We start from the raw sequence: 20,109 nt of genomic DNA on the forward strand, positions 1-20,109 counted from the left end.
CTAGCAGCTTTCCCCATGCTCCAAATCGTGGATCAGGCGAATCAACAGCCTTCTATTTCTTCGAATGCTTCTTCTTAATAACCGAAGTTGGCGAAGCAGTCTGCGTTGTCTCTGATTCATACCGGTCCCCCCCGTTATTTTTGATTTTCAATCGTATTCGTGTACGAATCGATCAATATCCGCAAATTTTTAACGAGCTTAATGTCCTGGTTGGTGATGATTCGATCTTCCCTCACCTTGGCGGTAAGCAGGTTAGTCACTTCCTCCGCGACATTCAAGGTGTGAAGCTCCATGATCAAAAAATCCTTTAAGCAAATGTGGATCGTCTTCAAGTCAGCCATTCAATTCCCCTCCACGTCCGGCAATAGGCTTTCATTCGTTGATGCATGATTCGGTCCTTCGGTTCGGATATAGGCCTGACGGCATTCGTTATCCAACAGACTCTTCACCAGCCCGCCCATCCTCTGGCTCGGCGTCCGGTCATCCGTGAACACCATCTGCCTCAAAAACTGCTGTCCGGCCTGCACGACCGCCTCGCTCTCCCCTTCCCGGGTGAGAAGAGCGGCGATGCAATCCACCAGCTCCCGGGCCGAATGCACCACGGGCCCCGCCTGCCCCCTGTCCAGAAAATACGGATAGCCATTGTAATTGATATGGTAATCGTACGGGAGCTCGGGCTGCAGCACGATGATGCCTTTCTTCAGCATGGCCCCTTCGATGGCCGTCGTCGAAGAAATGGTCGCTACGCAATCCGATGCGTTTAGGATATCCTGCAGATCGAAGCCGGACGGCGCTAGATGAATGCGTTCGGAGACGAACGATTCGTAAGACAGCTTGTCGCTCGGATGCGGCTTGACGATCACTTGAACGTCCGGAAGCATCCGGACCAGCTTTCTCATCCATCTCATGACGGTAAAATTGATGCTTTCCGGATAGCTTTCCGTCGTGTAGACCAGAACAAAAGGAGCCGGTTTCGCGCAGCATTCGCGGAGCAACTGCTCGCGCGTTTTTTGGATCCGTCTTTCGTTATGCTCCAGCCGCAGGCTGCCCACCTCCACAATGGAGCTTTCATCGATACCGCGCTCGACGAGCCATTGCGTCATGCTCGGCCCCCATACCGCATAATGCGTTGCTCTTGTCGGAATCATCGAGGCGTCGCTGGTCAAATGGTTCTGCACATTGATGAACGGCAAGCCGTACGAACGCGCCAGAAGAGATAAAATGCTCCCGGGATAGATCAGCTCCGAATGATCCATGATCACCCCGACCGGGTACTGCTTCAGCACCCCCTCCAGCAAATCAACCAAAACGATGCCTTGCCCGATACAGCTGCGCATCCATTCGGGAAACCGCGGCATCGAGAAGATTTCATGCTCTGCGGCCCCCCGTCGATCGGCCAGTGCTTCATCGATTAACGCAAACAGCTCTGCTCTGGCCTGCTGGGACGCGCTGCTGCGCAGAAGCCGCTCGTGCAAGCTGTACACCTCGAACGTCGAAGGAAGAGATTTCCCCTGAAGCGCCCGAAGATCGTACGGATTCGAATGCAGCAGCAGCACCCGGCGATCGCTGAGCTCGGACAGCGCAAAATCGACGTATTGGCCGCACAGCAGGATCATGTCCCGGCTGGCGTCCTTGCCCCAGTCTTCGCGCTGTGGCGGCAGCCGCTGCAATTGCCGCTGCACGTCTTTCATCGAACGGAAGCTCCATTGTTTGCGTTTCCGCTCGACGAACGATTCATCTTCTCGTTTCCGGTCGATGAAATCGCGTATCAACACATGGTACGGCCGCAACAGCGTTAGCGGGAGCTCGACTCCTTTATAGACGACCTGCGAGAACCGTTCGAACAAATCGTGCGTATAGCCGTATCGAAGCAGCAAATGCGCATTAAATTCATCCCCACCGAACATGCTTTTCCCTCCTGCGACGATGTTGGGCCGTCCGTCATGCGGACATCCGCATCACGGCCGCCCGTTCTCGCCAAGATGATGCCAACAGAATGCGTCTCCTTTGCGGACCGGCTGCTGCAGCGTCTTGCCCAGCAAGTGAACAATATCTCTTTGATCCATATCGCCCTGCGTTTGCGTCCGCTTGTATTTGATATGCTGCTCCGTGAGGAGGGTTCCTTGCGGAAGATCCTGGCCTGCGACGAGACACTTGCGGACGGCGGAGAAATACGCCCGCTCCTCCGTGCCGATATTCATGACCGCAGAGCCGGTCATGCGCGAGACGAGCTCCAGCTGCCCGCGCAGCTCGGCAAACGCGTCCGGCTCCAGGGCCGCCTCGTCGTCCTCCCGCTTGACAGACAGATCGAGCGTCACATGCTGCTCGAACAAGCGCGCGCCGAGACCGTAAGCCGTCGCGAAGGCCAGATAACGGCCGAGCTTTTCCCGGCTTGCCGTATGGTCCGCATAGCCGACCGGGCATTGAAACTTCGCTTCATATAAAGGAAGCTTCTGTAAATGCACATGCTCGAGGGGCGTCGGATATTCCTGGATGCCATACATCATCATGAGATTCCGCTTGTCGCCGAGCAGCTTCAGCATATACTGGATCTCCGTAAACGAGATTCCGCCGATCCCGACGAAAAGCGGCTGCTGCGCTTGCGCAAGCCCCTTGAGCATATACGTGTCGTTGATGCTGGTCGCATGGATGGCGATAGCCTCCGCATTTTCTTCGATGAGAAATTCCAGCGAAGGCAGCTCGTCGGCCAGTCCGACGATTTCCATGCCATGCTTGCGGCAGCGCGCAAACAGCTCCCGCCATTGTTCGCGGGTGAACAACCACTTCTGCAGTTCCTTATACAGCGGATGCTCCGGAACCATATATTCGTCCGGATTCAGCATAATATGGAACTTGACCGCGTCTGCCCCCTGGCCTGCCAACGCATCGATCAAACGCAGCAAGTAATCGTATTCCCCTTGGTGGACGTAGGCGGGCTCCGCAATCCAATACATGGACGTCTTCGTCCCATTCCGCAACTGCTCCAATAGGTCAAGTAACCGCGCCATCAGCGATTCCTCCGTTGTTTGAGATAATTGCCTTCCTTGATCGCGACGAACAGCTCCCTATTCTTCGCATAGCGCTCGTTGATATCCTCAATAACCGCATCGGGCGGCCTCAGCTGCTGCACATGACGGTTGACGAACAGCTCCGCAGGCATCCGGTCGGCCGCAGAGAGCAGCGATCGGTAGCTCATGCCTCCATGCGGGCTCACATGTTCCGCCAAGGACCGTAAAAAAGCGAGATCGTCCGCCGTATCCAAAGTAAGCCGGATGTCCCGGGCTTCCGCCGCCTCCGCTTGAAACAAATGAACGTCAAACAGGTCCGGACGGTTCAACCAATAGCCCCATATTTCGGTGTCGGTACGATGCTTGAATTCAATCACCGTCTTCAATGCCTCATAACGAATCCCGTATAAGCCTGCGCCGATCGGGAGCCCTTCGACCGCCATATAGTCCGGAGTCGTCAATTTGGCCTGATTCGCAAGCCGGTTGGCATATTCGACCGAGAAGAACGGATCGTCCGCCGTAATGGACAACACATAATCCAGACTAAAAAAAGTCGCCGCATCGTACAGCCGCCGAAGAACGTCCTCCGGATCGCCTGTAAAGTAATAAATGCCATGTTTTACAGCCGTCTCCGCAAGAAGCGCATCCTGCGGATGCGGGGAGGTGCACAGGATGACCTGATCGACGAACGAAACAGCCTTGCACCGTTCGATCACCCGATCGATCACCCGTTTGCCCCCGATTTCGTACAAGAGCTTGAGCGGAAGCCGCGTCGATTTATTTCGGGCCGTGATCAGCATGCCGATTTTCATGGTTCCACCGCCTTCAGCTTAACTTTCCGCGCTCGAATTGCTCGAGCCATTCCAACAAAGCCAAATCCTGCTCATAATCGTGAGGGAACGGCTTCCCGCCTGCGATAGCTTCCAGGAAAGCCCGCATTTCATTCATATACATATCCTCATACTGGAACGGCCTGTCGCCGCTCAGGACCGGAATCCGCCTGGTCGTTCGCCGTGTCCCGTCGTATACCTCTACCGCCGAATCGAAGAAATTCCAATGTATCGTCCCCTGCTCTCCAAGCAGGGAGAAGGCTCTCGTCGCTTTGCGCGACACGACATCGACCGTAACTTGCCCCGAGGTGCCGTCTGCGAATTCCATGACCATCTGGTACACGTCGTCAATATCGGTCTCCAGCGTGGTCACTTTTCGTTTCAGAGAAAAGCCGCCCCGGATCGGCCCGAACAGCGAAGTGAGCCAGACCCATTCGAAAGGCACGATTTCCCGGCAGCCCCCCGTCTCCTTGCGCGAAACATAGAACGTGCGATAATCTTCGTGGGGATGCCAATCGGGCAAGTATTGCCCGGAATGGTACATAAAGAAGCAGTTCCCGCCTGCCGCCTTGTCGTTGACAAGCTTGGAGAGCAAAGCCACTGCGGGATGAAACCGCATCGTACAGGAGGGGGCGGCGACAAGTCCGGGCTTCTCCCGCAGCTTGGAAACCAGCTCCGGAATGCCGTCCTTCGTCACGCTTGCCTCCGTAAAGAACGGGAGCCCCAAATCCGCAGCCAGATGCGCATAGGGCATGTGCCGATCGGGAGGCGTGGAAATGATGAGCGCACGCGGTTCAAGCTCCAGCGCCCGTTCGACCGAGTCGAACGTTTCAATGCCGAATTTCTCTTCCGCTTCCGCGCGTCTGTCCGGACGGGGATCGAAGCCAATGACACGTTGTCCCGACAGAGCGAGCAAATCCCGCACTCTTCGTTTTCCCATCGACCCAAGACCAATAACTAAGAACATGCGAATCGCTTCCTTTTAATTAAATTTACGAAAGACCGGTTTCACCGCCGGGCCGACCAATACGGATTGCGCGCCTTGCTCCAGCGCCTTCTTGTATGCCTTGCACGTTTGATCCAACGCTTCGAGAGTCTTCGCCACTTCGCTTCCGCCATGCGAGTAGCTGATCGAGACATAGGGCATAAGCACGCCCTCCCGAATCATTTCCTGAAGAAAAACGGTGCGGAAAGCGAAGGACGAATTCTCCTGCCCATCCTTGCAGACAATGACCGGACTGTTGGGGTAACCGACGATTTGCAAATAACGCTCAAGTCCGTGAATGGCGGTCACTTGCCGCCAACCGGCCATCAGCTCCTTCCCGATACGTTCGATATGACCGATAATGTCTTTCTCCTGGAACTCTAGCACCGTTTCTTGGACGGCAGCGAGGGCATGCGTCTCCGCCGCGTTGGTCGCCGACAACAGGAAAGTGCGGGTGTGCGGATGATCGAGTCCGCCCAGTTCCATAATTTCCCGTTTCCCGGCCAGCACCGCGCAGGAAAATCCGTTGCCGATCGCTTTGCCGAACGTCGACAGGTCCGGTTCGACGCCGAACGCCGTTTGCGCCCCGGGCAGTCCGAACCGGAAGCCTGTGATCATTTCGTCAAAGACAAGCACCGCACCGTGCTGCTGCGTAAGCTGACGGACCCGCTGCAAAAAGTCGGCGGCGGGACGCTCGCCGGTCAAGGGCTCCATAATCACGGCCGCGATATCGTCAGGGTACTGCTGGAAAATACGTTCCAGGCTTGCAATATCGTTATAGTGAAAAGGAACCGACAGCTCCGACAGTTGATCCGGGATGCCGTTATCGCATGGGGTCGTACCGATAAACCAATCGTCGAAGCTGAAGAAGGGGTGCTCCTTGCAATAAGCGACCCGCTTACGTCCGGTGTAGGCCCGGCTGAGCCGGATCGCCGCTGTCGTCACGTCCGAGCCGTTTTTGGCGAACTTCACCATATCCGCAGACGGAATCATATCCGTTAACAGCTCTGCCACCTCGACCTCGATCGGAGACGGTCTGGTGAAATTGCTGCCGCGACGCACGTGCTCCATCACCTTCCGGGTCACGCGGGGATAATCATAGCCCAGCGAAACGGAACGCAAGCCCATGCCCCAATCCAGAAACGTGTTATGATCGACGTCCGTCACCCAAGCGCCGCTGCCGGATTGAATAAAGCCGGGAGCGAGCTGCGGAAACTGATCCGCTCCTTTGCTGTACGTGTGGCATCCTGCCGGAATAAGGCGGGCAGCTTTCTTGGCTAGATCTGCCGATCTCAGAAAACGTTCGGCCTTCATTCTGATCCACCGCCACGACGAACCCGATATTTTTGATGCTCTTGAGCGACAATGCTTTTTAACTCGTCTTTCGTAATGTGAGCGCCTTGATTCGAGCGGTAGGTATGGATCGACGCCGGATTGAAATGCAGATACGTCCCGGCTGCATCAGCTTCCGTCGGGAAGACGGCGTACAATTCGCCGTCCTCAAGAACCCGCTCGCGTTCGCAGTCAAAAATCAGCTCTTCGTGGAATTTCTCGCCAGGCCGCAATCCGATGGTCTGAATCCGCGGTCTGACGCCCGACTCGCCGAAATAATCGCAGAGGGCATCCGCCAACTCGCCGATTCGGAACGACTTCATTTTCAGTACGAACGTTTCCCCTCCTTGGCAGTAGTAAGCCGCCTTCATCATACGGTCGACCGCTTCGGGGATTGTAATGAAAAAACGTGTCATCTTGCGGTTGGTGACCGTGATCGGCCTCCCCTGGCTTACCTGATCGAGAAAAATGGGCAGAACCGATCCCCGGCTTCCAATCACATTGCCGAACCGGATGGTGCATAGCCGGGTCTGCCGGTTCGCGGGATGGGCGTTGGCGCTGGCGAACAGCTTCTCGGCGATGAGCTTCGAAGCTCCGAGCGCGTTGTACGTATTCACCACCTTATCCGTGCTGATATTCACTACCTTCTTCACTCCATTGCGGATGGCGGCGCGGATCACATTTTCGCTTCCTATAATATTGGTCTTTACCGTCTCATACGGAAAGTTTTCACATACGGAAACTTGTTTTAACGCCGCGGTGTGAAACACCATATCCATGCCCACGGTCGCGTTCTCCACACTCTCGTAGTCCCGGATATCACCCAAGCAAAACGAAACAATAGGATCATTTTCATAGCTGAGCTTCATCATATATTGCTTGCTGTCGTCTTTGCTGAACACGACAATCCGCTTAGGCCGATAGGATAGAAGCGCTTCGACAATCCCCCGACCGATGGAGCCCGTGCCGCCTGTTACCAATATCGATTGGTTGGAAAAAAAAGAGTAGAGCATCTCCCTAGTAGCTATCATTGACTCTCCACCTTTCTACAACTATTCATATGTTCCGGACAACCAGAGGGTCATGGACAACGGTTGAACCTTTGAAAATTTGGTAAGAATGTGCATTTTCCAATAACCTTTTTGAGAGATAGACATACACTAAACATATCAATGCCAACTAGGAAGGGTTGAAACGACTATGTTCGTGCCGTTAGCCCGCCCGGATCTGACCGATCTGGAAAAACAATATGTTCTCGAAGTGCTAGACTCGGGCCAGCTTAGTTTCGGAGAAAAGCTTGCTAGATTTGAGGATGCCTTCCGGCAGCAATTGCAGATCCCGCACGCCGTCGCGATGAACAGCGGAACAAGCGCTTTGCACGTGGCGGTGAAAGCGCTCGGCTTGAAATCCGGCGATGAAGTCATTACGACGCCTTACAGCTTCATCGCTTCTTCCAATTGTTTGTTGTTCGAAGGAGCCGTCCCCATCTTCGTCGATATTGACCCGCATACGTTAAATATGGATACAAGACAGATCGAAAGCGCCATTACCCCTCGCACGAGGGCCATTTTAGCCGTTCATGTCTTCGGCCAAACGTGTCGGATGGACGAACTGATGCGAATTGCCAAGAAGCATAATCTGCATGTGATCGAAGATGCCTGCGAAGCTTTGGGGGCCGAATGGAAAGGCAAAAAAGCAGGAACGTTCGGGGATGCGGGGGTGTTCGCCTTCTATGCCAACAAGCAGGTGACGACCGGTGAAGGGGGAATTCTGGTCACGCAGCGGGAGGATGTCGCAAACGCGGCCTACAGCCTGCGCAACCAGGGCAGGGCGCCGGAGGACGGCTGGCTGGAGCATACGCAGGTCGGCTACAATTACCGGATGTCCGATCTTCAAGCCGCCGTTGGCGTCGCCCAGATGGAGCGGCTATCCGAGCTGTTGCGCAAGAGGGAGGAAAAGGCGGAGCGGTACAAAGAGCTTCTTCGGGAATACCAGGTTCCCGTTACCCTTCCGCAGGCTCTTGAGGAATGTAAAATCAGTTGGTTCGTCTTTGTGGTCATTTTGCCGGAAGGCGCCGATCAGGCCCGGGTCATCCGCTTCCTGCATGACAAGGGCATCCAGTCGAAGCCTTATTTTCCGGCCATTCATTTGCAGCCGTGCTATCGGAAATCATTTCTCTTCGAGGCCGGAGCATTTCCCGTGACGGAACAGATGGCTAAGCGGACGATCGCCATTCCGTTCCATACGCGGTTGACCGAGGAAGAACAACGATACGTGATCGGCCAGCTCGCCATGGCACTGCAGAAAGGATAGGTGGAAGCTTGCATATCGTTTATGTGACCGGAACCCGCGCCGATTACGGAATCATTCGCCCTGCGCTGCTGGAGCTCCGAAGCGATCCGAGATTTCAATTGGAGCTGATCGTGACGGGGATGCACCTGCACTCCGAATACGGGGAGACGATCACGGAAATTCGTAAGGACGCCTTCCCCGTGATTGCTGCGCCGTCCATTCTGATGAAGGGCGATTCGCGCGAAGCGATGAGCAAATCGCTGGGGCTTGGCTTGCTGCACTTCTCCGACATTCTGCAGCGAAGCAAGCCCGATGCCGTGCTGCTGCTCGGCGACCGAGGCGAAATGCTGGCTGCCGCGATTGCCGCCCATTATCAAAATATCGGCATCGTCCATCTGCACGGCGGAGAGCAGAGCGGGTCGGCAGACGACGCGGTGCGGCATGCCATCAGCAAGCTGGCGCACCTTCACTTCGTCGCCTCCCTTCAGGCCAAGCGATTCTTGCTTCAAATGGGAGAAGCGGACTGGCGCATTATCCCGATCGGCTCGATGCGCAAACGGCAAATCGAACAGGTCAAGCAATTAGATGAAGCGACGGCACGCCGCTGGACCGAAGCCTACGGGCTGAGCTCGCCGTCACGCAAGCTGCTGCTGTGTATCCATCCGGACTCCAAGGAGCAGCTTTCCTACGAAGAGCAGATTTCCACCGTATTGAAGGGACTAAGCCCTCATGCCGGCCATGCGAACTATGTGATTGGCCCGAACAGCGACTCTGGCGGCGACTTGTTTCGCGAGAAACTGCTAGCCTTTGCCGGGGAGCATTCGCATATCCGCTATTACCCTTCGATTCCGGACGATCAGTTTTTATTTCTGCTCGGACACGTCGACCTGATGATCGGCAACAGCAGCAGTGCGATTATCGAATCGCCCTTCTTTGGCCTCCCGGCCATCAACATCGGCAACCGTCAGCACGGACGGGAAGCGGCAGATAACGTCGTATCCGTCCCATTCGATGCCGCCCGGATTGAACAAACCATCGCCACGCAGTTAAACCGGGGACGCCTGCCAGGGCTCCGCAACCCGTACGACCTTACGGCTCAGCCGGAGAAGGAATTGGCCGAGCAGCTCGCTCGTCTTCAAACGCTGCCTGGGGTTTGGAATAAGTTGAATTGAAAAAATCGCCCTCTTCTTGGCCGAAATGGCAAGTAGAGGGCGATTTTTTTAGTAGGTATACTTGAGAAGCTAAAAAACTCTTTCCAAAGTTTAAGTTGATTTAATGGCCTACTCCGTTATGAGCATTAGTAATTACAGACTCAGGCTGTTGAAGCATTGTACCGGACACACCGCTGAATAAAAGTAACCCCATAACTAAGGATACCCATACTTTTTTCATAGATCCGACACTCCCTCCAATAGATTTCGGTAATGCCTTTTTTGTTGTTCCGTCGCGTAATCGGCATGCTTCGCAAATAAGGAAACACACCTTTCGAAGCCTGAGTAATGCTTCATCTTTTGAGAAAGGTATAATGCGTATAATAATTCATTCAATCCAGTTATGATTTGTTGATTTCTAAAACTGTATACCGCTTTCTCATACCAGAAGTGAAATAATTGCGTACCATTTATGTATGTAACGGAAGTGTTGATAGGGGGAAGCTTCACACAGAATTTTGCTAATAATTCATCGACCTTAAAGTTGTATAGGTTTGCTGATTCGATAACCGTTAATAGACTTGGAAGTAATTCGATGGGGTTCTCATCTAAAAATTCTGACAATTCAGTAAGGACTTTGTCATTCCCGCATTTTAATTCGAGATTGTACATATTCGCCTTGCCCCATATGCGAAATTTCTCGACCTCCTTGTGTCCGTGTTCGTCAAGGAATTCAAACCATCCAAGATCGGAATATTCCGAGACATAGCGTTTCGCTTCTTCACACCGTTCTTGCATGGTTAGGGCGACTCCTTTTAGAAGGAACCCTTGTCCATAATACACTACTAAATGACGCTCGGATTGTAGAATTTCAGGAAGTGTGTTATTTTTTTTATTTTCAAGCTGTCTATCGTAGATGGTTCTAGCCAAGGTTCTTAATTCATCTGCATATCTTTCGACTTTTTTCCAGTTCCATAAAGTGTAATAGACGTTTGCCATTTGTAGCAAGGCATCCAGCTTCACATCTTCCGGCAGATATAAATAATGAGACTCAAATCTAGCCAATGCTTCTTTGTTTTCTTCTGATCCGATGCCAATAAGAGACTGAAATAACCGAAATTGGCTCATGATGTATTGCGGATGGTGGGTATCCTTCACGTTATCGATGACATGACGGAACAAGGGAACTGCCTCTTGCTTCCTTCCGGCCTTGTAAAGATGCTCTGCCATAGAAAAATAATGTGAAAGATCGACATCCGATCCTAGACAGGTAACATCAGGCTGTCGCTCCATTTCTTTTACCTCCCTTAATAGTTAAATTTTAACAAATAAGAATGCAAAAAACAATGTTTTTCATCAATCTTTTGTTAAGAAATCCGTCGAGATGGAGGGCTTGAAAGCGCAAAAAATCGAACTAACGCATGCTTACGACGTGTAAGGACGATAATAGAGGAAGATTGTTATTCAAGCAGTGTGGTCAAATATTTTGGTGGGGAAGCTTCTTAATTGGCTTCGAGTCCGGTCAATAAAAATCATAAAGAAATAAACTTCGTAAAAAGAACGAGAGTCGAATGATTACTTTTACTCATGCAATTCATTAAGCTCACCTTATGTGACCTCTTCGGGTTTGTAATCCTCGAGTGAAGAAGTACTCCACCGCCAGAATCGCTTCTGTGAAAGAATCCCCCATCCGGATATCGTGACAACTCATATTAAAAGAAAACAATTATTCCGCTTTTGGTACGAAAAAGCCATCTACAATTTTAAACATGGAAGAAGAAGCTGCGGCATTAAGGATCTGCTTTCCGCCTTGTACTTAGCTGAAAAAATGGAATATTCTTCAGGGCTAAGAAAAATGATTCTACTCATGTTGTATGAAGTCGACGGTACGAACGAGCAACAAGGAATTCAAAAAATGCTAGAAGAAATGCGGATCGAAAACTAGTCAGTCCTCCAATTTTCTCACCTATGTAACGTTGTAGCACAAAAAAGGACCTGTTGTCAGGTCCTCAGAGTGTTGGTCATCCCAACATCCACGTCACATAGGTTGCCTACAGCATCCGTAGCTCCAGTAGCAGTAGTAGTGCGGTGCCCGCAAAATCTGTCCGCAATCGGGACAAATAGCTTCTTGGCGTGGATTAACGCGAATGACGGCCACATCCTTCAGATTGAAGATCGATTGCACGGCCTCCCGTCCATGCTCGCTGATTCACTGCTGCATGAACTCATATGCGCCGTACATACCCCTACACTGGCACTCAATACGGTTGGAGTAGGCAAGTCTTGTTTCCCTCGATCCCCAAATTGGACTGGATGCGAGCCTTTTTATGATTCCTTTTAAAAAGTGTCAAAGACTTGAAACGATATCTAGCAGCGTAGAACTAATATATCTCACATCGGCTTCGGTTAGCGTGCCGTAGCTCGGGAGATTGATGCCTTGAGCGGCAATCCGGCCCGCCACCGGAAACTCAGACGCGGATTGAAGCTTCTCGTAGGGCGGCAGCACGTGCATCGGATAAAAGAACGGCCGGCTCTCGATCCCTCGGAGCTGGAGCCGACGGATGACTTCATCGCGCTCGGCCTCCGAGCCTTCGCGCAGCACGACGCTGAACAGCCAATAGACGTTCTTCGCCCAATCCTGCTGGACAGGCAGTGCAAGAGCGCTGCAATCCCGCAAATACTTGGTATAGTGGTCTGCAATCCGCAGTCTCTGCGCGATATGCCATTCCGCGTTTTGTAATTGCGCACAGCCGATGGCCGCTTGAATGTTGGTCATCCGGTAATTGTACCCAATGACGGCATGGAAATAACGGCGTTGCGGGTCCATCCCCTGTCCCCGAAGCAGCCGGGCCCGGTCCGCAAGCGCAGCGTCGTTCGTCGTCAATACCCCGCCTTCGCCTGTCGTAATGATCTTGTTGCCGAACAAGCTGAAGATCGCGCTGTCCCCCAGTCCCCCGGTACGCTGTCCCTTATACTCGGCACCCAACGCTTCAGCCGCATCTTCCATGACGAATAAGCCGTACTGCTGCGCAAGCTCCCGAATCGGGTCCATGTCGGCAGGATGCCCGTAGAGATGGACCGTGACGATGCCCTTCGTTCTCGGCGTAATCCGTTCTTCGATCCGCTTCGGATCGATGTTCCAGGTCTCCGGCTCCGAATCGACGAACACCGGCCTCGCACCGCAATAGGTGACCGCATTGGCCGTAGCGACGAACGTTAACGTAGGGACGATAATCTCGTCGCCCGGCCCCACGCCGTGCGCGAGCAAAGCCAGATGCAGCGCCGTCGTTCCGTTGCTGCAGGCGATGGCGTGCTTCACCTGGCAGAAGGCGGCGAATTCTTCTTCGAAACGCTTGATATATGATCCGTTAGAGGAGATCCACGTCGAATCGAGACAATCCATCACGTATTTCTTCTCATTGCCGTTCAAGATAGGCAGTGCAACAGGATAAAATTTATCCACATTGATTTCCTCCTTCAATGATGGTACGGTGCTAAACCACGGCATATCCATTTGTTCATCATATGCATTCCTCTTCGGAACGCCTGTACGGAAACCTATGGGAGGCGGTAGGAAGAAACGATTTTCGTAGAGGAGGGCAAGAGTTCAGATCAATAAATACGCGGCTATCTCCAAGGCATGTACCGTGGCGGTTTCTATTGTCCACTCATATGATTTAGTATCTTACAGAAAAGGAGTGATTCACGTGGGTGAAACAGGACTGACCGGCCTTACCGGGTTGACTGGTGTAACAGGCCAAACTGGACCGACGGGCCAAACCGGACCTACCGGACCTACCGGACCGACGGGCCAAACTGGACCTACGGGACCGACAGGACCTGCTGGACCGGCAACGGATGTGACCGGCGTTCAAACTGCGGCTGCGCTGGGACTTCCGAACGGAGTCGAAACGACCCTGATTACGCTGCCCGGCGTTACGTTTACCGCTCTTAACGATACGGCGCAAATCAATGGCAACTTTAGCATCGCAACAACGGCACTCGTCGCACTTGATACTCTCTATACGGTGAATTTGTACAGAGACTTCGGTACGGTAGACCAAACCCTGCTGGCGACGGTATTTCTGACTCAAACGCTGGACGCCGTAACGGCCCTTTTAGGCGCGGGTCATGTCACCGGAAGTATCCTCTTTACAGATACTCCTACGCTCGGTACACATTCCTATACACTTCGAGTAACCCCTACCACGCTTCTCGGCGTCGGGGTTACGATGACTGCAAACTACAGAGCACTGAGCGCCGTTGTCGGCACGTAACCGAAAACGATACACCTGCTTTGCAGCGCAAACACCCGCGTCCGAATGGATGCGGGTGTTTGTTTTGCGCTTGCCGGTACTATTTCTTCAAGTGATACGGTACGGTCGTAACAATGACATCCCTTCGAAAGAGCAGGTGTGCTCGTATCAGCAGGCTTGACTGGTTATGCAAAATATTATGCCATCCCTTCTTGGGAATGAACTGTGGGATCACAACCGTAACCTGGTAGTGGGACTCACTTGCTTTGCGTTGCACCGTATCGATAAATTTAGTCAGCGGCTGAATAATACTTCGATAAGGAGAATGCAGGGTAACCAGTCTAATATCGGGCTGCCACTTTTTCCATTTTTCTTCAAACATAGCTTCGTCTTCTCTGTTAAAAGGAACATGGACGGCTATGATCTGGTGCGGGGAAAGCGACTTGACATAGTTTAAGGAGTTTTCCACCACTTGGGTAATACCGGCCACAGGGAGAATCATGACATTGCCTTCAATGGACAGGGCAGGTTCGCAAGTGCTGATTCTTAGTTGGTCCCCTACGTCCTCATAGTGCTTCCGGATGCGGTGGAAAATGAGGATGATGACGGGCAAGAAGACCAAGACGGACCATACCTGCGCGAATTTGGTAACGAAGAAAATGATGCTGACCAGTAAACTAATCAAAGCGCCGATTGAATTAATAAGAAGCTTCGAAACCCATCCTTTCGGCTTCTCGCGAAACCATTTGACCATCATGCCCGTCTGGGACAAGGTAAAAGGGATAAATACGCCGACCGCATACAGCGGAATGAGATGTTCGGTTTGTCCTTTGAAAGCGACAATTAACACAATGGACAACAAGCCGAGAATGATAATTCCATTCGAATAGCCCAACCGGTCTCCCCGGATCGTGAACATTCTCGGGATAAACCTATCCTTGGCCAGATTTACCGCGAGCAACGGGAAAGCCGAGTAGCCGGTATTGGCAGCAAGGATCAGGATCAGGGCCGTCGTCCCTTGAATGAAAAAATACATAACATTTCGGCCGAAGGTCTGTTCGGCGATTTGCGAGACGACGGTAACTTCCGGCCGCGGGACAACTCCGTAATAGTAAGCCAGGTAGACGATTCCCGAAAATAACAGGGCCAGCAAGGAGCCCATCGCGATTAACGTTCTCGCCGCATTGTTCGGTGCCGGGTCTTTGAAGTTAGGAATGGCATTCGATATGGCCTCTACTCCCGTTAAGGCAGAGCTGCCCGAGGCGAACGCTCGGAGAAGCAGGAATAACCCGATCCCGGCTACCGGTGCGCCCACTGGCGTATGAAGATCGGTGGATACGTTTCCTGCAGCAATGTGATATATGCCTACGCCAATTAAAATAAATAACGCCAAGACGAATAAATAAACGGGATAAGCCAAGATCGAAGCCGATTCGGTCACCCCTCTTAGATTGAGGATGGTAATAAATAGAACGAAGGCAACGGCGATGATGACCGTATAGGGATGCAAGCTGGGAAAGGCGGACGTAATCGCATCCGTGCCTGCGGACACGCTCACAGCCACCGTTAATATATAATCCACAAGCAAGGAGCCTCCGGCGATTAATCCGGGGTACAACCCTAGATTCTCCTTGGAGACGACATAGGCTCCCCCGCCATGAGGATAGGCAAAAATAATTTGCCTGTACGATAAAATTAAAGCCACCAATAAGATTAAAACCCCCACTGCAATCGGGAGCGAATACCAGAATGCGGCGGCACTGACCGTCATGAGAACTAACAGGATCTGCTCCGGGCCATAAGCCACCGACGATAGCGCATCGGAGGAAAGGATGGCCAATGCCTTCAGCTTGGTAAGCTTTTGCTCCCCCAATTCATCGGACTTTAAGGGTCGTCCAATAAGGAATCGCTTTAAAGAAGAAAACATCCGATGACACCACCCTTATAACAATTTGACCTTTATTACCCGCTTTGTCGTGCTGCCGATCAATCCCAAAACCTTCGCGTTCCTTAGTTTCTACAATTTTCATTTTTTTATTTACTGAATGCCTCAGAACTATCCCCTGTACCCAAAGTCAACATAGGGTCATCAGCCAATTGACAGAAGCTAGAAATCGAAGTATTATTTTTAATACCAGGTACTAATACTAACTCATGATATCAGGCAATTTATTTTACATTACATTTAACGAGGTGAACCCGAATGGAACCATCTGTTCAATCTGCTTCCTCTTCGACACTTTACCGCTCCCGGATTACCGCCATCGGCAGCTACGTTCCCGAACGCCGTCTGACGAATGCCGATCTGGAACGCATGGTCGAAACCAACGACGAATGGATCGTACAGCGCACGGGCATCCGCGAGCGGCGCATCAGCGCGCCGGAAGAGTATACGAGCCACTTGTGCATCGGGGCGGTGCAGCAGCTTGTTGACCGTTACGGCGCCGTGCTGGAGGATGTCGATCTGCTGATCGTCGGCACCAGTACGCCGGATTTCGCTTTCCCTGCCACCGCCTGCCGGATTCAGGCGCATTTCGGCATGAAGCAGACGACCTCCTTCGATTTAAGCGCCGCCTGCGCCGGATTCGTATACGGCCTGCATCTGGCTAACGGGATGATCGCTTCCGGCCTGCATCGCAAGGCGCTCGTCATCGGCGCCGACGCCCTGTCCAAGATCGTCGACTATACGGACCGTACGACGTGCGTGCTGTTCGGCGACGGTGCCGGAGCGGTCCTGCTCGAACGGGACGATTCTGGCGCTTCCAGCCCTCAGTTTATTGCCTATACGGGCGGTACCGACGGCACCGGCGGGGCGCACATTTATCGCTCCCTGCTTGCCGATCATATGGAAGGCAACCCGGTGAATACGAGCGGCAAGCTTGTCCAGAACGGCCGCGAGGTGTACAAATTCGCCGTTCAAACGATTCCGAAAGGCGTAAACGACCTGCTGAGCCAAACCGGCTTGTCCACGGATCGGATCGACTGGTTCGTCCCGCATAGCGCCAACCTCCGCATCATCGATTCCGTATGCGAGAAGATGGGGATTCCTATAGAGCGGACGCTGCATACGATCGAGAAGTACGGCAATACGTCCGCCGCGACAATTCCGCTTGCGCTTGAAGAAGCTACCCGGGAACAGAAGCTGAAGGACGGCGATACCGTTCTGTTGTTCGGCTTCGGTGGAGGGCTCGTTTACGGCGGGCTGCTGCTCCGCTGGAAGGCGCTGTCTCCGACAGCCTAAACATGCAAAAAAGAGTCCGTCCTTCCTCCCTGAGGTTAGGTACGGACTCTCTCTCTTAACACGGTCTTCCTCACCTTTTCGCCAAGCCAAGGCTTTCCCGGAATTCCGCGCCGCAAGCGGCGGCGTATGCGAACTCCGGTCATTTTCATGGCAATTTGGCGCTGATACCGGCTGATCGACTCAATGTGCACCAAAAGTCTGCGAGCCGCTTCCTCGGAGCCCTCCACGACATCGGCCATGCTTTCGATCATGCGGGCCAGCGCACGCTGGCTGCGGGCGAGCGAATGAAGAATATGGAGCTTTACTTTATTTTCCTCTTCATGCCAATTCATTGGGAGTCTCCGCTTCCTCACGAATAATAATTTCCTCCGTCCCCATTTACCGAACCCGTTCCACCCGCCTCGCTGCCTACCAGTAGGATGTGCAAATGCTTGGCAAGCGCCATCTCCATCTTCGTCATGCCTTCGATCACTTCGATCATCTGATCGTGCACTTCCAGCAATTTCTTCACTTGGTCGCCATGGTCCTCGAAGTGGGCGCCGGACAAATGTCCGGATATCCATTGGCACGAACGCGAAGCCTCCAGCGCTTTGGCTTCCAGAATCAATGCGATGTTGTATTGGAATTGGGAAGCGGCTTGCAGCATTTTATGGTAGCTTTCGATTCTGCTCACGTATAACCCCCTCTTCCTTCGGACAACGGGATGCGGATTCATTCCTCGTCGTCCGGGATTTCAACGATTTTGACAATGACCGCCATATGCTCCGCCAGCGCCTCCTCCAGATCGGCGAGTCCGCTTAAATAACCCGCGATGCTTTTCGAGACATTCAAGGAATGCTCCGTCAGCGACTGGATATCCTGAAAGGAAGGGTTGTTGGGCGGAATGTCGTGAACCAATTGGGCCATGCGTACGGCCACATGCCGATTGGCTTCGAGAATGTTGGCCATTTCCTGCTGGGACGCCGCCATATGCCGGATCATCCTGGTCACTTGCCGATGCATCGTTCCCTCCACCTCCTCGCCGGCCGAATGCGCTCCGCTTTCCTAGTATCCTATGCGTCCGCAGCCCCCTGGTCCACGGCATCTGCCCAAGCGGTTCATATAAAAGAATGCGGATCGATGCCCCATTTATTGATGAACTTCTGGCGGTTCGTTGCCAGCAGGGCTTTGATTTTGTGTTCGTTTTCGAGCCGGAAGGTTGCGCTGCCTTCGTGATAGATGAAGGCGTCCCCCGCGATCAGCAGCCGGGATCCCGCTTGCCGGGCGCGGTAGCAATAGTCGTCGTCTTCAAAATGTCCCGGCGAAAAGCGCTCGTCAAGCTCTCCTATACGATCCATCAGCTCCCGCTTGAACAGGAAGCACAATCCGACGATCCGTTCCGTCTGCCGCCATTTTCCGCTGTCCGGCCGATTCATGCGCGCGGCCATATCGGCGATCGAGGTGAATGGCCCCTCGATCTGCTGCTTGCCGCTGGCATAATTCGTCATGGGACCGACGATGCCGACATCGCCGCTGCTGTACAGGCAGCGCATCATATTGTCCAGCGCGCCGGCCGTCAACCTCGTATCATTGTTAAGCAGCATCAGCGCATCGCCTGAGGAAAGCCGCAGCCCGAAGTTGCACGCAGCGGGAAAACCGCGGTTCTCGGGCAGCGAGACGAGCTTAACTTCATGCTTCAGGCACAGCCGCAGCGACGAATCGGCGGAGCCGTTATCGACCACAATCACTTCGTGAGCCACGGTGACGTGCTTGCGGATCGATTCCAGGCATAAAGCCAGCCACTCGGCTCCGTTATAATTCGGAATAATGATACTGACGGTCTGCATCAGGCATCGCCTCCGATATAGCGTCGTTTGCGCAGCACGTCCGGATACGCGAGCCGCTCGCCCATCCGGTCGCCGGCCAGCTTCAGCGCTTCCAGATGGTCTCCCACGATCATGGAAGCCACCGGATTGCCGCGGCCGCTGTTCAGCTTGCGCCTTTTGTTGCCCCGGATGACGTTAACCTGGCCCGCATTGCCGACCCGGAGCTTCAGAAGCAAGGCAAACGCCTGCGCTTTCGGCGGGACCGACAGCAGCTCAAGGCCCAGCGTCTCTACCGCGCGCCGCGACAAAGCGTGCGGCACGGCCGTGAGCGAGCTGGCCTTCAGATCCGGCCGGTCCAGCGCCATGTTTAAAAATCGCTTCATGATCGTGACGGTATCCTGCCGGCCGAACGACCCCAGATACGGATAAATGTCGTTGAGCGCTACATCGAGTCCTTGCTCGATGCCGTGAATGAAGGGCACGAGCTGCTCCGCCGGAAGCGGCATATCCCCGTCCGTGAAAAGCAGAATGTCGGCCCGGGCCAGCTTGGCACCGACCGATCTTCCTACGTCGTGACCGAGCGCCTGCGGGTAAGATAGCACGATAGCCCGTGAAGCCTCTCTGGCTTGCCGGAACGTCTCGTCATTCGAGCCGTTGACGATGACATACGTCTCGTCCGTCAACCGGTTCGCCTCCTTCAGCACGGCGGCGATCGTGCGCTCCTCGTTCCTGGCCGTCACGATAACGGCCACCGAACGCTCCGTCGGAAGCGGAATCCAGTTCGGCGCCGGCCGGCCCATGCCTGCGAAGAAGCCGCGGACATAACCGGCTGCCGCAGTATAATAGCGGGCCCATGGATAACCGGCCAAGCCCCGCTCCTTCACCCTCGCCGTCCAGCGGCGGTTCAGCAGCCGCCGCAGCTCGCTCTCGCCCTCCGGCGGCTCAGACGGAGTGTCCGCGCGGCCAAGCTGCAGACCGAGCCGATAGGCGGCCCCGCCGTAAGCCCTGGACGCCGCCCGCTTCTTGGGCAGAAACAGCCGAGGGGCGGCAGCGGTACGTTTCCGGGCGCGCTTGACCGCCGCTGCAGGCTTCTTCCGCGCAGGCGCAGCCGATATGACCGCCTTGCCGTCTTCTTCCGGCGGCGGTTTGCGGACCAGGCGGCCCCGAACCGCCGGTTTCTCGAACAACATCGCCTGTTGCTGCCTCATC

General features: G+C 53.8%; 20 protein-coding genes. 5 read left to right on the plus strand and 15 right to left on the minus strand.

Annotation, left to right across the window (positions count from 1 at the left end):
• Window positions 1–134: 134 nt before the first annotated feature.
• From NI000_RS06365 to NI000_RS06395, 7 genes are read right to left on the minus strand one after another with little or no spacing between them, the layout of a single operon-like run.
• A complete protein-coding gene (locus tag NI000_RS06365) occupies window positions 135–341 on the minus strand; it encodes a hypothetical protein (protein ID WP_253408788.1) in 207 nt (68 codons plus the stop codon).
• On the minus strand, window positions 342–1,907 hold the full coding sequence (locus NI000_RS06370; protein WP_253408790.1) for a CDP-glycerol glycerophosphotransferase family protein: 1,566 nt from the start codon (window positions 1,905–1,907) through the stop codon (window positions 342–344).
• A 51-nt stretch (window positions 1,908–1,958) separates the two neighbouring features.
• On the minus strand, window positions 1,959–3,008 hold the full coding sequence (locus NI000_RS06375) for an N-acetylneuraminate synthase family protein (RefSeq protein WP_253408792.1): 1,050 nt from the start codon (window positions 3,006–3,008) through the stop codon (window positions 1,959–1,961).
• A complete protein-coding gene (locus tag NI000_RS06380) occupies window positions 3,008–3,820 on the minus strand; it encodes a cytidylyltransferase domain-containing protein (RefSeq protein ID WP_253408793.1) in 813 nt (270 codons plus the stop codon). Before NI000_RS06380 ends, NI000_RS06375 begins: the two co-directional genes overlap by 1 nt.
• A gap of 13 nt (window positions 3,821–3,833) precedes the next feature.
• On the minus strand, window positions 3,834–4,805 hold the full coding sequence (locus NI000_RS06385) for a Gfo/Idh/MocA family protein (protein ID WP_301292357.1): 972 nt from the start codon (window positions 4,803–4,805) through the stop codon (window positions 3,834–3,836).
• Between the two features lie 15 nt (window positions 4,806–4,820).
• Window positions 4,821–6,137: a glutamate-1-semialdehyde 2,1-aminomutase gene (locus NI000_RS06390; RefSeq protein WP_253408797.1), complete on the minus strand. Its 1,317-nt coding sequence runs from the start codon at window positions 6,135–6,137 to the stop codon at window positions 4,821–4,823.
• Window positions 6,134–7,186 (minus strand): polysaccharide biosynthesis protein, encoded by a 1,053-nt coding sequence (locus tag NI000_RS06395; RefSeq protein WP_253408799.1) that lies wholly within the window; start codon window positions 7,184–7,186, stop codon window positions 6,134–6,136. Before NI000_RS06395 ends, NI000_RS06390 begins: the two co-directional genes overlap by 4 nt.
• A 169-nt stretch (window positions 7,187–7,355) precedes the next feature.
• Here NI000_RS06395 and NI000_RS06400 point away from each other — a divergent pair, with 169 nt between their 5' ends.
• Both NI000_RS06400 and neuC read left to right on the plus strand, forming a co-directional pair.
• Window positions 7,356–8,468: a DegT/DnrJ/EryC1/StrS family aminotransferase gene (locus tag NI000_RS06400; protein WP_253408801.1), complete on the plus strand. Its 1,113-nt coding sequence runs from the start codon at window positions 7,356–7,358 to the stop codon at window positions 8,466–8,468.
• 8 nt (window positions 8,469–8,476) lie between these two features.
• On the plus strand, window positions 8,477–9,619 hold the full coding sequence (gene neuC / locus NI000_RS06405; protein WP_253408802.1) for a UDP-N-acetylglucosamine 2-epimerase: 1,143 nt from the start codon (window positions 8,477–8,479) through the stop codon (window positions 9,617–9,619).
• A gap of 216 nt (window positions 9,620–9,835) precedes the next feature.
• On the opposite strand, the gene NI000_RS06410 is transcribed toward neuC, so the two are convergent.
• Window positions 9,836–10,891, minus strand: a complete 1,056-nt coding sequence (locus tag NI000_RS06410; protein ID WP_253408804.1) for a DNA-binding protein — start codon at window positions 10,889–10,891, stop codon at window positions 9,836–9,838.
• Between the two features lie 406 nt (window positions 10,892–11,297).
• On the opposite strand from NI000_RS06410, the gene NI000_RS06415 reads away from it, so the two are divergent.
• Complete coding sequence (locus tag NI000_RS06415; RefSeq protein ID WP_253408806.1) at window positions 11,298–11,543, plus strand: hypothetical protein; 246 nt, start codon at window positions 11,298–11,300, stop codon at window positions 11,541–11,543.
• A gap of 402 nt (window positions 11,544–11,945) precedes the next feature.
• Here the strand turns inward: NI000_RS06415 and NI000_RS06420 are convergent, their stop codons facing one another.
• On the minus strand, window positions 11,946–13,061 hold the full coding sequence (locus NI000_RS06420) for a DegT/DnrJ/EryC1/StrS family aminotransferase (protein WP_309247877.1): 1,116 nt from the start codon (window positions 13,059–13,061) through the stop codon (window positions 11,946–11,948).
• Between the two features lie 244 nt (window positions 13,062–13,305).
• Between NI000_RS06420 and NI000_RS06425 the strand changes: the two genes are divergently transcribed.
• On the plus strand, window positions 13,306–13,875 hold the full coding sequence (locus NI000_RS06425; RefSeq protein WP_253408809.1) for a hypothetical protein: 570 nt from the start codon (window positions 13,306–13,308) through the stop codon (window positions 13,873–13,875).
• A 79-nt stretch (window positions 13,876–13,954) separates the two neighbouring features.
• Here the strand turns inward: NI000_RS06425 and NI000_RS06430 are convergent, their stop codons facing one another.
• The gene (locus NI000_RS06430) at window positions 13,955–15,781 is read right to left on the minus strand and encodes an APC family permease (protein WP_253408811.1); all 1,827 of its coding nucleotides are present in this window, start codon (window positions 15,779–15,781) and stop codon (window positions 13,955–13,957) included.
• A gap of 276 nt (window positions 15,782–16,057) precedes the next feature.
• Here NI000_RS06430 and NI000_RS06435 point away from each other — a divergent pair, with 276 nt between their 5' ends.
• Window positions 16,058–17,095 (plus strand): ketoacyl-ACP synthase III, encoded by a 1,038-nt coding sequence (locus NI000_RS06435; RefSeq protein WP_253408813.1) that lies wholly within the window; start codon window positions 16,058–16,060, stop codon window positions 17,093–17,095.
• 35 nt (window positions 17,096–17,130) lie between these two features.
• Here the strand turns inward: NI000_RS06435 and NI000_RS06440 are convergent, their stop codons facing one another.
• The 5 genes from NI000_RS06440 to NI000_RS06460 all read right to left on the minus strand — a co-directional run bounded on the left by NI000_RS06440 (window position 17,131) and on the right by NI000_RS06460 (window position 20,108).
• A complete protein-coding gene (locus NI000_RS06440) occupies window positions 17,131–17,427 on the minus strand; it encodes a hypothetical protein (RefSeq protein WP_253408815.1) in 297 nt (98 codons plus the stop codon).
• A 17-nt stretch (window positions 17,428–17,444) separates the two neighbouring features.
• On the minus strand, window positions 17,445–17,768 hold the full coding sequence (locus tag NI000_RS06445; RefSeq protein ID WP_253408816.1) for a hypothetical protein: 324 nt from the start codon (window positions 17,766–17,768) through the stop codon (window positions 17,445–17,447).
• A 38-nt stretch (window positions 17,769–17,806) separates the two neighbouring features.
• The gene (locus NI000_RS06450; protein ID WP_253408818.1) at window positions 17,807–18,097 is read right to left on the minus strand and encodes a nucleoside-diphosphate sugar epimerase; all 291 of its coding nucleotides are present in this window, start codon (window positions 18,095–18,097) and stop codon (window positions 17,807–17,809) included.
• A gap of 95 nt (window positions 18,098–18,192) precedes the next feature.
• Complete coding sequence (locus tag NI000_RS06455) at window positions 18,193–18,921, minus strand: glycosyltransferase family 2 protein (protein WP_253408820.1); 729 nt, start codon at window positions 18,919–18,921, stop codon at window positions 18,193–18,195.
• On the minus strand, window positions 18,921–20,108 hold the full coding sequence (locus NI000_RS06460; RefSeq protein ID WP_253408822.1) for a glycosyltransferase family 2 protein: 1,188 nt from the start codon (window positions 20,106–20,108) through the stop codon (window positions 18,921–18,923). The genes NI000_RS06455 and NI000_RS06460 overlap by 1 nt, the downstream gene beginning before the upstream one ends.
• Window position 20,109 lies beyond the last annotated feature (1 nt).

Source organism: Paenibacillus tyrphae, assembly GCF_024158745.1.
In the GTDB taxonomy this organism is placed as follows: Bacteria; Bacillota; Bacilli; order Paenibacillales; family NBRC-103111; genus Paenibacillus_G; species Paenibacillus_G tyrfis_A.